This window comes from Catenulispora subtropica (assembly GCF_039531675.1).
Lineage (GTDB): Bacteria > Actinomycetota > Actinomycetes > Streptomycetales > Catenulisporaceae > Catenulispora > Catenulispora subtropica.
The window spans coordinates 93,707-109,851 of sequence record NZ_BAAAQM010000012.1; the positions used below are offsets into that span (position 1 = coordinate 93,707).

A 16,145-nucleotide genomic window follows, 5' to 3' on the forward strand; every position below is an offset into this window, starting at 1 on the left:
ACCTCGAGACCCGGGCCTGAGTCGCGCCGCTCGTGCACCTGGTGGGAGTCGAACCCACACGCCCGTCGCCGGGCCCCGGCTTCTCAGACCGGGCTGTCGACCAGTTGCAGCACAGGTGCTCGGTGCCGCGGCGGGGAAAGCCGCGGCGCCCGGTGCTCCCGGCGGGATTCGAACCCGCATCACCGACGCTCTGAACGCCGGGCCTCTGCCAGTTGGGCTACGGAAGCTGGTCTTCGGTGTCGTGCCGGGACAGCGGAAAGGCCGCCCGATCCGGAAGGTTCTCCTTCCGGCGGGCGGCCCGTGGACCGTCAGGTGGTGCTGACGGTCAGGCCGAGATCTCCTCCGGAAGGCACGCGAGGCACAGGCACCGGAGGACGCACAGTCGGGTCGCTGCGACGGTCATGTTCCTTGCTCCTTCCGATCTCGGCTGGGGTGGCGTCTGCGGTCCAGTCTGCCGGAGTGGCAGGGGACGGACAAACGATTATCGGCGGATCAGTCCCTCGCGCCGGCCATCTCCTCACGCACCGCCGCCGCGAAGGCGTCGATGTCCTCCTCGGTGGTGTCGAACGAGCACATCCACCGCACCTCGCCGGTGTGCTCGTTCCAGGTGTAGAAGCGGAACCGCTTCTGCAGGCGCTCGGTGACGTCCTTCGGCACCAGGGCGAACACCGCGTTCGCCTGCACCTCCTGGGTGATCTGGACGCCCGGCACGTCGCGCACCGCCGCGGCCAGCCGCAGCGCCATCGCGTTGGCGTGCGAGGCGTTGCGCAGCCACAGGTCGCCGCCGAGCAGCGCCTCGAACTGCGCCGAGACGAAGCGCATCTTGGACGCCAGCTGCATCGACATCTTGCGCAGGTACATCACGCCCTGCGCGGCGTCGGGGTTGAGCACCACCACGCACTCCCCGGCCAGCAGGCCGTTCTTGGTGCCGCCGAAGGTCAGCACGTCCACCCCGGCGTCGGTGGTGAACGCGCGGAACGGCCGGCCCAGCGTGGCCGCGGCGTTGCCCAGGCGCGAGCCGTCCAGGAACACCTTCATCCCGTGCTGGTGCGCGTGGTCGCAGATCGCCCGGATCTCGTCCGGGGTGTAGCAGGTCCCGAGCTCGGTGGACTGGGTGATGGCCACCACCAGCGGCTGCGCCCGGTGCTGGTCGCCCCAGCCCCAGGCGTGGGTGTCGATCAGCTCCGGTGTCAGCTTGCCGTCCGGGGTGGGGACGGTCAGCAGCTTCAGGCCGCCCATCTTCTCCGGCGCGCCGCACTCGTCGACGTTGATGTGCGCGGTGGCCGCGGCGATCACCGAGCCCCAGCGGGGGCTCATCGCGTCCAGCGCCACCACGTTGGCTCCGGTGCCGTTGAACACCGGGAAGGCCTCGGCGCGCTCGCCGAAGTGCCCCTTGAACACGTCCTGCAGGTGCTCGGTGTAGACGTCCTCGCCGTAGGAGATCTGGTGGCCGCCGTTGGCGACCGCGATCGCCTCCAGGATCTCCGGGTGGATCCCGGCGTAGTTGTCGCTGGCGAAGCCACGGTAGTCGGGGTCGTGGCGGCGCGTGATGGTCACGGGTTCCTCATCAGGGTCGGATCTGCGGCGGTACGGGTTCAGGGGGCGAGCCGGACGCGGGTGCCGTTGACCTCCGCGGCGGGCAGCGTCCACAGTTTCACGATCTCGGCGGCCAGGTCGTCGACGTGGGTGTAGCCGGGGAACTTGCCCTCCGGCTTGGCCTCCCGCATGGCGTCGGTGAGCAGCGCCTTGACGACCAGGATGACCGCCGCGGCGCCATGGCCGTCCTTGCCGAAGGAGTCGGCCAGCGCCAGCGTCCAGGCCTCGGCGGCGGCCTTGGCGGCGCCGTAGGCGGCGTTGCCGGCCGTGGGAGCGGAGGCGGCGGTGGCCGAGATCAGCACGAAGCGGCCGTCGCCGGAGGCCGCCAGCGGCTCGGCGAACGCCAGCGAGGTGTGCTGGGTGGTCTGGATCAGCAGCCGGTGCAGCAGGTCCCAGTCCTCCAGGTTGGTCTCGCCGAAGGTCTTGGAGCCGCGCCAGCCGCCGACCAGGTGGATCAGGCCGTCGACGCGGCCGTACTCCTTCAGCACGCCCTCGGCGAAGGCCCGGGTGGCGTCGACGTCGAGCAGGTCCACCACCGCCGGGACCGCGCGGCCCGGGGCGACCGCCTCCGCGGCGGCGCGCTCGGCGTGCTCGGTGGTGGTGTCGATGCCGATGACGGTGGCCCCGGCCGCGGTCAGCGCGCGCACCACGGCGCCGCCGGCCCCGCCGCCGGCGCCGGCCACCACGACCACGGACTCCTGGTTCAGACTCATGCTGCTGTGATCTCCGATCGGGGTGTTGAAACGAAGCGACCAGGATAGGGCGACGCGGCTCCCTCAGCCGGTGACGCCGCGCGTCGCCTCGACGACCGGGCCCAGCTTCTTGCTCAGGGCCTCGTAGAACATCGACAGCGGGAACTCGTCCGGCAGCACCGCGTCCACCAGCCCCTTCGGCGGCCCGTCCAGCGGCAGCGCCTCGGCGCCGCGGGCCCACACCGACGACGGGTTCGGCGCGACGTAGCTCGCGACCAGCTGGTGCGCGGCCATCCAGTGCGCCGGCTTGGGCCGGTCGATGCCGTCCCGGTACAGGGTCTCCACCTCGGTGCCCAGCGCGATCACCGCGTCGGCGATCCGGGTCCAGTCCACGGCCAGCCGGTTGTCGGTCCAGCGGACGATGCCGTGCCGGTGCAGGTAGGCGAACAGCAGCTGCCCGCCGAGGCCGTCGTAGTTGCGGACCCGGCCACCGGTGATCGGGAAGCGGAACAGGCGGTCGAACAGGATCGCGTACTGCACCAGGCGGGCGTGCGAGGCGCCGGTGCCTCCCTCGCGCTCCAGCTCCACGGCCGCGCGGAACGCGGTCAGGTCGCAGCGCAGCTCCTCCAGCGAGTACAGGAAGTACGGCATCCGCTGTTTGATCATGAACGGGTCGAACGGCAGGTCGCCGTGGCTGTGGGTGCGGTCGTGGACCAGGTCCCAGAGCACGAACACCTCCTGCGTCAGCCGCTGGTCCTCCAGCAGCCGCGCGGCGTCCGGCGGCAGCGACATCTTCAGGGTCCGCGCCGCGGCCGAGGTGACCATGCGGAAACGCGCGGCCTCGCGGTCGCAGAAGATCGCACCCCAGGTGAACACCGGCGTCTCGCGTACGGCGACGGTCTCGGGGAACAGCACCGCGCTGTTGGTGTCGTACCCGGGGGTGAAGCCCTCGCGGGAGGCGAACTCGATCGGCAGGAACTGCGCGTTCGGGTACTTGTCCCGCTCCAGCTCGGCGATCCAGTCCGGCCACACGGCGCGGATCACCAGCGCCTCGAAGACGCGGTCCGGGTTGCCGTTCTGCGTGTACATCGGGAACAGCACCAGGTGCTCGCGGCCGTCCTCGCGGCTGCGCGCCGGGTTGAAGGCGATCAGCGAGTCCAGGAAGTCCGGCACGCCGAAGCCGCCCTCGGCCCAGCGGGTCAGGTCCTTCTGCACCGCGGCGAGGTAGTCGACGTCGTGCGGGAAGGACGGCGCGAGCGCCTCCACCGCGCCGCCGATCCGGCTCGCGAGCTCCTCGGCCCGCGCCCGGTCGTGGCCGGCCCCGAAGTCGATGGAGCCGTCCTTGGACTGCATCGGGCGCAGCTCCTCGACGGCGGCCTTGAGTTCGGCGAAGGCCGGGGACGCCACGACCGCGTGGGGGGCGGCCGTCTCGGCCGCGGGCGCCGGGCGGCGTGAGGCCCAGGTGACGGCGTTGATCCACAGGGCTCGATGGTCGTAGTCGCCGATCGAGTCGTCGCCGAACATGTCCGAGTCGGCGAAGACCACGACCCGGCCCTTGCCGAAGCGGACGCCGACCGCCAGCGGCCGGTCGGCCGGGTCGGCGGTGGCCGAGGAGTTCAGCAGCGGCAGCACGTCGGCGTCGGGCGCGGTGAACAGCGTCCCGGAGCGGTAGAAACACGCCTCGGCCACCCCGGCCAGCAGGTCCTCGGGCTCGATCCGGCTCTCCGGCAGCTTGGCCCGCTCGGCCAGCACCCAGCGGGCGTTGCCCTGGTGGCGGTGGGCGGCGTCCTGCACGGTGAGGTGCTCCAGTCCCACGCCGAACCGCCCGAGCAGGGCGGCCAGGTTGGTGCCGGCGTCCTGTTCGCTGTCGGCCAGCAGCACCAGGCCGCCGCCGCGGGAGACATAGGACTGCACGGCGTCCAGCTCGGCGCCGGTGAACACCGGCGTCCCGATCCCGGTGGTGCGCTCCCGGCCCGGGTCCGCCGGGTGCGCGACCACCAGGACGTCGGTCGCGCTCAGCAGCTCGGCCGTGAAGGCCCCGTCGCGGTGCGCCTCCACCTCGTACCCGCGGGCCCGCAGCAGATCGGCGGCATGCGTGTAGCCGGCGTCCGCCGGGTTCACGGGATTCATCGCGAGCGCGGCCGCCGGATCGATGGTCCAGGCCTCGCTGTGCGCCTCGTCGAACAGGACTCGCAGGAATCCCGTGTGCTGCCGCATAGGTACCTCGCCAGGGGTCGGGGAAGGGGGATGGGGATCTGACGATCTCATGACATGTGGAAGATGTTGTGTGTGATCAGTCTACCGGCGAAAATCCTTCGGAGACAATCCTTGATCGCAGGAGTAAGTTGTGAGCGGCCCGGTAGGCGTCCGGCACCGAGCCTGACCGGCGAATATTCCAGTGGCCCCGGACGACCGGCGCGCATACGGTCGGTTTCCATGGCACTTGAATCTGCCGACGATCTGTCGTGGCGTCCACTCCTTGTCTCAGACGCCGAATACGTGGCGGATCTGCTGAACGCCGCCGAGGCCGCCGACGAGGGCGAGGAGAACTACAGCGCCGAGGACGCGGCCGAGGAACTCGGCGACCCCAACGTGGACCTGGCGCGCGCCAGCATCGCCGCCTTCGATGGAGATCTGCTGGTCGGCTACTTGACGGTGATGGTCCGGCCCTTGGCCACCGGTGAACACCGGGTGTGGGCGGACGGCACGGTCCGCCCGACGCACCGCCGCCGGGGCATCGGGGGCCGGCTGCTGCGGGAGGGGATCGAGCTGGCGCGGGCGGCGCACGAGCGCGTCCACCCGAACCTCAAGTTGATCATCGACGTCGAGCGGCGGGACACCGTGACCGACGCCCGGGCGCTGTACGAGTCGCTGGGGTTCAAGCCGGTCCGCTACTTCCAGCACATGCGGCATCCGCTCGGCGCGGCCATCGCCGACGCCCCGGTCCCGGCCGGCCTGCGGCTGGAGGGCTGGTCGCCGGAGAACGACGCGGAGTTCCACCTGATCCGCGACGAGTCGTTCCGCGACCACTGGGGCTCGACGCCGGTGACCGACGAGGCGTGGAAGGCGCGGTACACGAACCGCAACATGCGGCCGGAGATCAGCTTCCTGCTGCGCGACGAGGCCACCGGTGCGCCCGCCGGAATGGTGCTGACGCTGAGCTGGGACGCCGACACCGAGGCCACCGGGGTCCGGGACGCGCATCTGCTGGTGATCGGGACGATGCGGGACTACCGGCGGCGCGGCGTGGCGGGTTCGCTGATCAGCCGGGCGCTGCGGGCCGCCGAGGAGCACGGGTACGACCGGGCCAGCCTCGGCGTGGACGCGGCGAACCCGACGGGGGCGTTCGGCGTGTACGAGAACGCCGGGTTCGTGCCGCACCAGCGGCGGACCCGGTGGGCGCTGGACGGATAGCGCCCACCGCGTGGCCGGCCGGCCGGGCTTCTCAGCCCTCGACGACGCTCAGCACGATCTTGCCCGCCGTGCGGCCGGTCTCCCCGAGTTCGTGCGCCTTCGCGGCCTCGGCCAGCGGCAGCACGGTGTCCACGACCGGGCGCAGCCGGCCGTCCTCGACGAGCGCGCGGATCGCGAGCAGGCCCGCGTGGTCGGGCTCGACCAGCATGAAGTCGGCGGTGACCCGCCGCTCGTCGGCACGCGCCCGCATCTCGGGCGTGACGTCGTAGCACAGCGCCACCACCGTGCCGCCGGGCTTGGTGATCCGCAGGGAGCGGTCGTAGTAGTCGCCGCCGATGGCGTCGATCACCACGTCCACGTCCGCGACCACGTCGGCGAAGTCCACGGCGCGGTAGTCGACCACCTCGTCGGCGCCGAGGCCGCGGACGAAGTCGTGCTTGGCCGCGCTGGCGGTGCCGATGACGTACGCGCCCAGGGCCTTGGCGATCTGCACCGCGAGGTGCCCGACGCCGCCGGCCGCGGCGTGGACCAGGACCCGCTGCCCCGGCTGGACCTTCGCGAAGTCGGCCAGGGCCTGGTAGGCGGTGAGCGAGGCCAGCGGCAGGGCGGCGGCCTCCACGTGGGTCAGGCCGGACGGCTTGGCGGCGAAGTGGCGGGCCGGGGCGGTGACGTACTCGCTGTAGCCGCCGGGGAAGTGCGGGAAGAGCGGCATCCCGGAGACCTCGTCGCCGGGCTGGAAGATCGTGACGCCGCGGCCGACCGCCTCGACCACGCCGGAGACGTCCCACCCGAGGATGACGCCGCCGTCCGCCAGCACTCCCCCGCGGCCGGCCCAGCCGCCGCCGGCGCGGGTCTTCCAGTCGGCGGGGTTGATCGCCGCGGCGTGGACCCGGACCAGGATCTCGGTGGGGCCGGGCTGGGGCTTGGGAGCCCGCGTGAGGTGGAGGACGCCGGCCGGTCCGGCCTCGGCCGCGACGACGGCACGCATGGTGGTCTGTTCGGTCTGTTCTGTCATGCCTCCAGCCTCGCCGAGCGGGAGGGATCTTCGACAGTGGCCCGATGGCCAACATGTGAAAGGATCGGGCCATGAGCGCACCGGCGAACCCCTGTCACGTCGACCTGTCCGCCCTCGACCCGGACCGCGTCCGGCACCGCGTCGTGGTGCTGGCGCTGGACGGCGTGATCCCCTTCGACCTCGGCATCCCGAACCGGGTCTTCGGGGCCGCGCTCGACGCCGACCTGCAGCCCTTGTACGAGGTCGTGACCTGCGGCCTCACCGCCGGGCCGGTGCGCACCACCGAGGACTACGCGCTGCTGGTCGAGCACGGCGCCGAGGCGCTGCGCACCGCCGACACGGTGGTCGTGCCGCCGGCGTACCCGTTCGTGGACGAGATCGCCGCCGGCGCCCCGCTGCCGCCGGAGCTGACCGCCGCACTCGCCCTGGTCCCGGACGGCGCGCGCAAGGTCGCGCTGTGCACCGGCGCGTACGTGTTCGCCGCCGCGGGCCTGCTCGACGGGCGCACCGTGACCACACACTGGAACCAGGCCGACCGGCTGGAGGAGCAGTTCCCGGCGCTGAGTGTGGATCCGAACGTGCTGTTCATCGACGACGGCGACGTCCTCACCTCGGCCGGCGTCGCCGCCGCCATCGACCTGTGCCTGCACATCATCCGGACCGACCACGGCAGCGCGGTCGCGAACTTCGCGGCGCGCGCCTGCGTGGTCCCGCCGTCGCGCGCCGGCGGCCAGGCGCAGTACATCGAACGCCCGGTCCCGGAGCCGTCGGCCGCCGGGACCGGTCCGGCCCGCGCGTGGGCGCTGGAGCGGCTGCACGAACCGCTGACGTTGCAGGACCTGGCGGGGCGCGCGGGCATGAGCGTGCGGTCGTTCACCCGCCAGTTCCGCACCGAGACCGGCCAGAGCCCCGGCCAGTGGCTCACCGGCCAGCGCGTCGACCTGGCCCGGCACCTGCTGGAGGCCACGGACCTGCCGATCGACCGGGTCGCCGAGCGCGCCGGGTTCGGGACCGCGACGTCGATGCGGCAGCATCTGCGGGCGTCGGTCGGGGTGTCGCCGCAGGCTTATCGCAAGACGTTTCAAGGGGTGGGAGTGTGAGCGGGTTCGTCACGGGGCTGGAGTTGTCCCGGCGGTTCTATCAGGAGGCTGTACTGCCGGCCCTGGAAGGAGTCGCGCATTCCGCCGCGCGGCTGGGCCCGGGATCGGAGGTGCTGGGCTTCGACACGACGCGGTCCACGGACCATGACTGGGGCGCGCGTCTGCAGCTGTTCCTGGCGCCGGACGAGGTGGCGCGGAACGGGGAGCGGATCGCCCGTCAGCTCCCGGAAGTGTTCCTCGGCTACCCGACGCTGGTCGAGATCGCGGACATCGACGGCTGGATGACCGGGATGCTGGGGTTCACGCCGTCGGCGGGGGTGACGACCGTCGACTGGTTGGCGGCGCCGACGCAGCGGCTGGCGGAGATCACGGCGGGCGCGGTGTTCCACGACGGGCTCGGGCGGCTGGAGGAGGACCGCGAGCGCCTGGCTTGGTATCCGCGGGACGTGTGGCTGTATGTGCTCGGCTGCCAGTGGAAGCGGATCTCGCAGGAGGAGGCCTTCGTCGGACGCTGCGGGGAGGTCGGGGACGAGCTCGGATCGGCGGTGGTGGCCGCGCGGCTGGTCCGGGACCTGATGCGGTTGGTCCTGCTGATGGAGCGGCGGTACCCGCCTTACAGCAAATGGCTCGGGTCCGCGTTCGGGCACAGGGAGCTCACACCGCACCTCGCCGGGACGCTGGCCGCGACCGACTGGAGGACGCGCGAGGAGCATTTGGCGCGCGCCTACGAGCAGGTCGCGGACCTGCACAACGGCCTCGGTCTGACCGAGACGATCGATCCGACGGTGCGGCTCTACTTCGACCGGCCCTTCCGGGTGATCGGGGCCGACCGCTTCGCCGGCGCGCTGTTCGCGGGCATCGCGGACCCCGAGGTCCGGGCCCTGCCGCCGGTCGGTGCCGTCGACCAGTTCGGCGACAGCACCGACTTCCTCGGCGGCATCGAGTTCACGCGGGGTGCGGTGCGGGCGACGACCGGCGGTCTGTGACCTGCTGTGACCTGCTGTGACCTGCTGTGGCCTACCGCTGCTCGACCGCGGCCGCCCCGCGTCCGTGCCAGGACTCCCACAGCCCGGCGTAGGCGCCGCCGGTCGCCACCAGTTCCTCGTGGCTGCCGAGTTCGGCGATCACGCCGTCCTCGACCACCGCGACCCGGTCCGCGTCGTGGGCGGTGTGCAGGCGGTGCGCGATGGCGATCACCGTGCGGCCGTCGAGCACCGCGGCCAGGGAGCGTTCCAGGTTCCGGGCCGCGCGGGGGTCGATGAGCGAGGTCGCCTCGTCCAGGACCAGGGTGTGCGGGTCGGCCAGGACCAGGCGGGCCAGCGCCAGTTGCTGCGCCTGGGCCGGGGACAGGGTGTGGCCCTCGGCGCCGACCGCCGTGCGCAGCCCGTCGGGCAGAGCGTCGACCCAGGCCAGGGCGTCGACCGCGGCGAGGGCGTCGCGGACCTGGGTGTCGGTGGCGTCCGGGCGCGGCAGCACCACGTTCTCGCGCACCGTGCCGGCGAAGACGTGGTGTTCCTGGTTCACCAGCGCCACCTGGCCGCGCAGGTCGCCCAGCGGCAGTTCGACGAGCGGGACGCCGCCGACCGCGACCGAGCCCTCGGTGGGCCCGTGGATGCCGGCCAGCAGGCGGCCCAGGGTCGACTTGCCGGCGCCTGAGGGGCCGACCATCGCCAGGCGCTCGCCCGCGCGCAGCGACAGGTCCACGCCGTGCAGGACCTCGCGGCCGGGGATGTACGAGTACCGCACATCCGTGGCCCGCAGGTCCTCGCCGTCGGGCTGCTCGCCGGAGGCCTCGCGGTCGGCCGGCACGCCGGCCACGCCCAGCAGCCGCGCCAGCGAGGCGCCGCCCACCTGGAGCTGGTCGGCCCAGGCCAGCATCTCGTCGATCGGCCCCATGATCTGCTGCGTGTAGATGGTGGCGGCGGTGACCTGGCCCAGGGTGAACCAGCCGTGGACGTAGCCCAGCCCGCCCAGCAGCAGCGTCAGCGCCACCGGCAGGATGTAGCAGGACTCCGCGGTCGGCCAGAACACGCAGCGCAGGTACAGCGTGTACCGCTCGGCGGCGAACTGGCGCCGGATGTCCTCGTCGGTGCGCTCGATGCGCCGCCGGTGCAGGCCCAGCGCCTCGACGGTGCGCGCGCCGTCGACGGTCTCGGTCAGCCCGTCGGTCATGTCCGCGTAGCGCGCGCTCTCGGCCAGGTAGCCGGCCGGCGCGCGCTTGATGTACCAGCGGAACACCACCCAGATCGGCGGCACGATCACCAGCAGCGGCAGCATCGCCCACGGCGTCACCAGGGCCAGCGCGACCAGCGTCAGCACGGTGGTGACGATCGCGACCAAGGTGGTCGGCACGCCGAAGCGCGCGGCCTGGCTCAGCGAGTCCACGTCGCGCGAGGACCGGGACAGCAGGTCGCCGCTGCCGGCCCGCTCCACCACCGACAGCGGCAGCTCCAGCACCCGGGCGACGAAGTTCTCGCGCAGCTCGGCCAGCACTCCCTCGCCGAACTTGCCGGCGGCCAGCTTGGCGTACCGGGTCAGCACCGTCTGGACCACCAGGAACAGGGCGATGAGCCCGACGACGGCGTCGACGTGCCCGGCGGTGGTGCCGTGCTGCACGCTGTCGATCAGCGCGCCGAGCAGCCGCGGGCCGAACAGTCCGGCCACCGCGGCGAGCGCGAACAGGCCGACGGTCAGCCCGAGGTCGCGGCCCCGGCGGCGGGCGACCTGCGCGGCGTACCGGCGCACGTCGGGGTACGCGGCCACCGGCAGCGCCTGCCGGCCGGCCGTGGGGGTCGCCGGAGGTGGGGGTGCCGCAGCCATGTCAGTCCTCTTCCCTGGCCACGGTGGCCCGGTAGGCGGGCACGGTCGCCAGCAGCTCGCGGTGCCGCCCCTCGGCCACGGCGCGGCCGTCGGCGAGGAAGACCACGTGTTCGGCGCGGTCCAGCATCAGCGGGCTGGTGGTGAACACGACGGTGGTGCGGCCGGCCCGGGCCGCGGCCAGCCGGTCGGCGATGCGGGCCTCGGTGTGCGCGTCGACCGCGCTGGTCGGCTCGACCAGGAGCAGCACCTCGGGGTCCGCGAGCAGGGCGCGCGCCAGGCGCAGCCGCTGCTGCTGGCCGCCGGAGAAGGAGCGGCCGCGCTCGGTGACCTCGGCGTCCAGGCCCTCGGGAAGGGCGTCGAGGATGTCCTCGGCGGCGGCGGTGTGCAGGGCCGCGGTGAGGTCGGCCGGCGTGACGCCCCCGCCGGCGGCCGGCGGGGCCAGCTCGTCGGCCAGCCGTCCGGCGAACAGCCGCGCCTCGTTGTCGGCCACCAGCACCCGCCGCCGCAGCCGGGTCAGCGGCAGCTTGTCGACGGGCACGCCGTCCAGCGTGACGCCGTCGGCGGGCCGGTAGCGGCCCAGGCGGTCGGCGAGCTCGATCGCCTCGGCCGGGTCGGTGGCGGCCACCGCGGTGAAGCCGCCGGGCGCGAAGGACACGCCGGAGTGCGCGTCGGCCAGCGCGCCCGATCCCTCGGCGTCGTCGGCCGCCTCGGCGGCGGCGCCCTCGTTCAGCGGGTTGCTCAGCCCGAGCACCGAGACCACCTTGGTGGCCGCCACGTGCGCCCGCAGGAACCGCCCCCACGCCTCGGTGATGGTGCGCAGCGGGATCACCAGGAACGCGGCGTAGCCGTAGAAGGCCACCAGCTGCCCGGTGGTGATGTCGCCGGAGATCGCCAGCCGGGCCGCCAGCCACGTCACGCCGACCACGAACAGCCCGGGCAGCAGCACCTGCGCCGACTCCAGCAGCGACTCCACGCGCGCCACCCGGACTCCGGCCGAGCGCAGCCGCTGGGACTCGGCGCGGTACCGCTCGGCGAACTCCGGCTCGCCGCCGATGCCGCGCAGCACCCGCAGGCCGGCCACGATGTCGTTGGCCCGCCCGGTCAGCCGGCCCTGGAGCGCGCGCACCTCGCTCTGGCGGCGGTGCATCGGCTTCAACAGCGGCCCGACCAAGGCCGTGATCACCGGCACGCCGATCAGCACCGTCAGGCCGATCCGGACGTCGGCGGCCAGCAGCAGCACGGCCACCACGACGATCGACACGATCGCGCCGGTGAACCGCGCCGAGACATCCATCGTGCCGCCGATGCTGGAGGTGTCGGCGGTGCCGATCGCCACCACGTCGCCGGTGGCGATCCGGCTGGGCAGGGTGGCGCCGAGCTCGGTGGCCCGGCGCGCGGTGAGCTGCACGGTGCGGTAGGCGGCGGTGAGCCAGTTGGTGACCGCGCAGCGGTGCCGCAGCACGCCGGCCACGCCGGTCAGGCAGCCCAGCACCAGCACCACCGCCGACCAGCGCCACAGGTCGCCGGGGTCCTTCGCGGTGACCCCGGCGTCGATGGTCTTGCCGATCGCGGCCGGCATCAGCGCCTGGCTGACCATCCAGACCACGCCCCAGAACGCCCCGAGGGTCATCGACGTCCACTGCTTCCGGACCAGCCAGAACAGGAACCGGGTCGCCGAACGCGTGTCGGGGATGCCGGGATCCGGCTCGGGGAGGTGGCGCATGATCGCACGGTAGACCGGCCCGCGCGCGGGCGGCCACCCGTTTTCGGCGCGCCCGGGGCCGGCTCGGCAAGCCGAGTCTGTTCGAGGCTTGACTCAGGTCCCTCACTGCCGCTTGGATGAGCGCACCCCCCTTGCACCACCGGAATGATGCGCCACGCAAGTACCCTGTCAGCCTTTCGCGAGGGGCCGTTTTGAGGATCACGCGCAGGCTCGGCGTCCTGGTCGCCGTCCCGCTGGCCGCGGTGTCGGGCTTCGGCGCCGTCGCGCTCACCGCGTCGGCGGGTGAGACGATGCGCGGCGAGCACCTGTGGTCCCTGATGCACACCGCCACCGCCGCCGGGCAGCTGATCTGCGAGCTGCAGGACGAGCGCACGATGATGGCGTTGCTGCTCACCGGCCCGGACCCGCGGCCCACCTCCGACGTCGAGGCCCAGATAGCCCAGACCGACGCCGCGATCGCCGACTACCGCCGGCAGGTGCGCGCGCTGCCGCACACCCCGCAGGTCACGCGGGACCTGCTGGCCCGGATCGACCAGGAGCTGACCCAGCTGTCGACGCTGCGCGCGCAGGTCCGGTCGCAGTCCGCCCCGGCGCTGTCCGCGGTGGCGTTCCAGTACCGGATCGCGATCGCCGACCTGGCCGCCTTCCGGGAGGCGGTGACCACCGCCGGCAGCGCCCCGCAGCAGATCGCCACCAAGATCCACGCCGCGAACCTGCTGTACCAGGCCGCCGAGTCCACCGGCCTGGAGGAGACCGACGTGCTGCGCTCGGCGACCGGGCAGCCGCTGACCCCGGCCGCGGTGGCGGCGATCGCGCGCGACCGCCAGGGCTACGGCGACGCCATGGAGACCTTCGACATCCAGGCGCCGGCCGAGTGGCACGAGCGCCCGGACGAGGCCATGACCAGCCCGGACATCCTGACCGCCGGACAGTACGAGGACCAGGTGTCGCGGCTGGGCGCCGGCGACACGCTGAAGATCGACAAGGGCGTGTGGGCCCGCTCCATGAGCACCCGCCGCGACGCCCTCGACGAGGTGCGCGAGAACCTGGACCTCACCACCCTGACCGCGATCGCGCAGCTGCGGGACCACGCCCGGCGCACCGCCGAGGCCGAGGCCGCGGCGGTCGCGGGCACCGCGCTGCTGGTGGTGATGATCAGCCTGCGGCTGGGCCGGCCGATGATCCGGGGCCTGCGGCAGCTGCGGGACGCGGCGCACGCCGTGGCCTTCGAGCGGCTGCCGGCCGCGGTCGAGGAGCTGCGCGCCACCGAGTCGCTGACCGGCCGCAGCCCCGAGGAGTTCGCGGACCAGGCCGGGGACGCGCTGACGCTGGGCGGGCGCACGTTCGGCGGCCGCCGCCGCGACCCCATCCGGCCCGACGACGCCAAAGACGAGCTGGCCGCCGTGGCCCGGGCCTTCAACTCGGTACACCGCGAAGCCATCCGCACCGCCGCCGAACAAGTGCTGCTGCGCGCCGGCGTGGGCGCCACGTTCGTGGCGCTGGCCCGCCGCGGCGAGCGCCTGACCGGCGCGCTGACCAGCGAACTCGACCGGGCCGAACGCGCCGAACAGGATCCCGACCGGCTGGCCCGGCTGTTCGTGCTCGACCACCTGGCCGCGCGGATGACGCGGAACAACGAGAGCCTGCTGGTGCTCGGCGGCGAGGGGACGGCCCGCGTCCGCGACCGCGGCGTGCCGCTGCTGGACGTGGCCCGCGCCGCCCTGGGCCGGATCGAGCGGTACACGCGCGTGGACCTGGAGTCGGTCGAGTCCGGGATCGTCATCGCGCCGCAGGCCGTGGACCACCTGGTGCACCTGTGCGCGGAACTGCTGGACAACGCCACGACGTACTCCGCGCCCGGCAGCCGGGTCACGGTCGGCGCACGCCGGATGACCGACCGGGTGATCGTCCAGATCGCCGACCGCGGCATCGGGATGACCCCGGCGCGGCGCGCGGAGCTGAACGCGAGGCTGGCAGCGCCGCGGCAGGTGGACAGCGAGACGGTGCGGGCCATGGGCCTGACCGTGGTGGCGCACCTGGCCGCCTGGTACGGCATCGAGGTCGAGCTGCGGGCCCGGCCCGGCGGCGGGACGGTGGCCGAGGTGGCCCTGCCGCTGACGGTGGTGGCCCCGGAGGCTTCACAGGATTCCGACACGCCCGGGGCTACCATCGGCCGGGTGCACGGGGCCACCGGGGGGATCAAGGACGCCGCTCCGTTGTCGGCACTCGGCGAGCCCGTCGCGGAACCCGATGCCGCGGACTGGCCGGAGCTGCCGTTCCCGGAGACGGAACTGGCGGAGTACCGCCCACCCGCCGACATCGGCCGCCCGGCCCCCGCCTACACCGCCCTGGCTTCGAGGCTGTCGGAGTTCCGGGCGCCGGACGACCGTCCGGCGGCTGTGAACGGCGCCGATCAGCCGGCGGCCGGAACGCCGGCGGCCGTGACGGCCGCGACCACCCCGGCGACCGCGACCACCCCGACGACCCTGAACGGCCTCCCGGTCCGCGTGCCGCAGACCAAGCTCCCCAAGGAGGCCCGCCGCGGCGCCGCCGCACCGCAGGACCCCGACCCGACCGAGACCAAGGCCCCCGCCGACCGCGACCCCGAGCGCGTCGCGGCCACCATGGCCGCCTACGCGCGCGGGCTGACCGGCCGCGGCGGGCCGAAGCCGTAGCAGCATCGCAGTACCCTCCCATTCCCTAACCCCAGGACACCGCCCCATGAGCGAAACCGCAACCGACCAGCAGGCCGACCAGCAGGGGAGCCTCGACTGGCTGCTCAACGACTTCGCGCAGCGCGTCCCGGGGGTGGTGCACGCCCTGGCGGTCTCCGCCGACGGGATCGTGGTGGCCGCCTCCCCGGACCTGGCCGAGGACCAGGCCGACCAGCTGGCGGCGGTGGCCGCCGGGCTGGTCAGCCTGCTGGCCGGGGCCGCGCGGCTGCTGGAGTCGGCGCCGGTGCGCAGCAACCTGACCGAGCTCGGCGACGGTTTCCTGTTCTCGATGGCGGTCAGCGACGGCGCCTCGCTGCTGGTCTACGCCGAGCGCGAGTGCGACATCGGCCAGGTCTCGTACGCGATGGCCGAGCTGATCAACCAGGTGGGCGCGACGCTGACGCCGGCGGCCCGGGCCCGGATGCTGTCCGAGCTGTCCGAGGTGCCCGGCGGCGCCGCCGGGGGACGCTGATGGCGAGCGCGCCCACGGTGGCCGCGAAGATCGTGGTGGCCGGCGGTTTCGGCGTCGGGAAGACGACGCTGGTCGGCGCGGTCTCGGAGATCCAGCCGCTGACCACCGAGGCCGAGATGACGCAGGCCGGGCTGGGGCTGGACGACGTGCACCTGATCCCGGCCAAGCGCAGCACCACGGTGGCGATGGACTTCGGCCGCATCACCATCGCCGAGGACCTGATCCTGTACCTGTTCGGCACGCCGGGGCAGGAGCGCTTCTGGTTCTTCTGGGAGGAGCTCTCGCGCGGGGCGCTGGGCGCGGTGGTGCTGGCCGACGTGCGCCGGCTCGGCGACGCGTTCGCGGTCATCGACTTCTTCGAGGACCGGCGGATCCCGCACGTGATCGCCGTGAACCAGTTCGACGGCGCGCAGCAGTACGGGCACGAGGAACTGCGCCAGGCGCTCGCGCTGGAGGACGACACACCGCTGCTGATCTGTGACGCCCGGCTCCGGGAGTCGGCCAAGGGCGTGCTGGTGGCGCTGCTGGAGCACGCGATCACGCAGCAGCGGATGCGCGGGGACGAGCCCGACGGCCTGGTGAACTGATGGCGGGGCGGT

At 73.4% G+C, this 16,145-nt stretch carries 12 protein-coding genes and 2 tRNA genes; 6 read left to right on the forward strand and 8 right to left on the reverse strand.

All coding sequences use genetic code 11. From position 1 onward, the window contains the following. Positions 1-33: 33 nt before the first annotated feature. The 5 genes from ABD466_RS12995 to ABD466_RS13015 all read right to left on the reverse strand — a co-directional run bounded on the left by ABD466_RS12995 (position 34) and on the right by ABD466_RS13015 (position 4,505). Positions 34-119 (reverse strand) — tRNA-Leu (locus tag ABD466_RS12995). 34 nt (positions 120-153) lie between these two features. Next, positions 154-227, reverse strand: a tRNA-Leu gene (locus ABD466_RS13000). 265 nt (positions 228-492) lie between these two features. Next, positions 493-1,557, reverse strand: a complete 1,065-nt coding sequence (locus tag ABD466_RS13005) for a threonine aldolase family protein (protein WP_344657252.1) — start codon at positions 1,555-1,557, stop codon at positions 493-495. A gap of 38 nt (positions 1,558-1,595) precedes the next feature. Next, the gene (locus ABD466_RS13010; RefSeq protein WP_344657253.1) at positions 1,596-2,309 is read right to left on the reverse strand and encodes an SDR family NAD(P)-dependent oxidoreductase; all 714 of its coding nucleotides are present in this window, start codon (positions 2,307-2,309) and stop codon (positions 1,596-1,598) included. Positions 2,310-2,372: 63 nt separating this feature from the next. Beyond that, complete coding sequence (locus ABD466_RS13015; RefSeq protein WP_344657254.1) at positions 2,373-4,505, reverse strand: DUF6421 family protein; 2,133 nt, start codon at positions 4,503-4,505, stop codon at positions 2,373-2,375. Between the two features lie 219 nt (positions 4,506-4,724). On the opposite strand from ABD466_RS13015, the gene ABD466_RS13020 reads away from it, so the two are divergent. Continuing rightward, entirely contained in the window at positions 4,725-5,702 is a 978-nt protein-coding gene (locus tag ABD466_RS13020) for a GNAT family N-acetyltransferase (protein WP_344657255.1), read from the forward strand. A gap of 31 nt (positions 5,703-5,733) precedes the next feature. Here the strand turns inward: ABD466_RS13020 and ABD466_RS13025 are convergent, their stop codons facing one another. Next, positions 5,734-6,717 (reverse strand): NADP-dependent oxidoreductase, encoded by a 984-nt coding sequence (locus ABD466_RS13025; RefSeq protein WP_344657256.1) that lies wholly within the window; start codon positions 6,715-6,717, stop codon positions 5,734-5,736. A 71-nt stretch (positions 6,718-6,788) separates the two neighbouring features. On the opposite strand from ABD466_RS13025, the gene ABD466_RS13030 reads away from it, so the two are divergent. Both ABD466_RS13030 and ABD466_RS13035 read left to right on the forward strand, forming a co-directional pair. Next, the gene (locus tag ABD466_RS13030; RefSeq protein ID WP_344657257.1) at positions 6,789-7,817 is read left to right on the forward strand and encodes a GlxA family transcriptional regulator; all 1,029 of its coding nucleotides are present in this window, start codon (positions 6,789-6,791) and stop codon (positions 7,815-7,817) included. After that, positions 7,814-8,803: a DUF4037 domain-containing protein gene (locus tag ABD466_RS13035; protein WP_344657258.1), complete on the forward strand. Its 990-nt coding sequence runs from the start codon at positions 7,814-7,816 to the stop codon at positions 8,801-8,803. Before ABD466_RS13030 ends, ABD466_RS13035 begins: the two co-directional genes overlap by 4 nt. A 31-nt stretch (positions 8,804-8,834) precedes the next feature. On the opposite strand, the gene ABD466_RS13040 is transcribed toward ABD466_RS13035, so the two are convergent. Both ABD466_RS13040 and ABD466_RS13045 read right to left on the reverse strand, forming a co-directional pair. Then, on the reverse strand, positions 8,835-10,637 hold the full coding sequence (locus ABD466_RS13040; RefSeq protein ID WP_344657259.1) for an ABC transporter ATP-binding protein: 1,803 nt from the start codon (positions 10,635-10,637) through the stop codon (positions 8,835-8,837). Position 10,638: 1 nt separating this feature from the next. Then, complete coding sequence (locus ABD466_RS13045) at positions 10,639-12,360, reverse strand: ABC transporter transmembrane domain-containing protein (RefSeq protein ID WP_344657260.1); 1,722 nt, start codon at positions 12,358-12,360, stop codon at positions 10,639-10,641. A gap of 191 nt (positions 12,361-12,551) precedes the next feature. Here ABD466_RS13045 and ABD466_RS13050 point away from each other — a divergent pair, with 191 nt between their 5' ends. The 3 genes from ABD466_RS13050 to ABD466_RS13060 are packed head-to-tail and all read left to right on the forward strand — an operon-like array spanning position 12,552 to position 16,133. Beyond that, entirely contained in the window at positions 12,552-15,035 is a 2,484-nt protein-coding gene (locus ABD466_RS13050; RefSeq protein ID WP_344657261.1) for a sensor histidine kinase, read from the forward strand. 46 nt (positions 15,036-15,081) lie between these two features. Next, on the forward strand, positions 15,082-15,546 hold the full coding sequence (locus ABD466_RS13055; RefSeq protein WP_344657262.1) for a roadblock/LC7 domain-containing protein: 465 nt from the start codon (positions 15,082-15,084) through the stop codon (positions 15,544-15,546). After that, a complete protein-coding gene (locus ABD466_RS13060) occupies positions 15,546-16,133 on the forward strand; it encodes a GTP-binding protein (RefSeq protein ID WP_344657263.1) in 588 nt (195 codons plus the stop codon). Before ABD466_RS13055 ends, ABD466_RS13060 begins: the two co-directional genes overlap by 1 nt. The last annotated feature ends 12 nt before the right edge of the window (positions 16,134-16,145 follow it).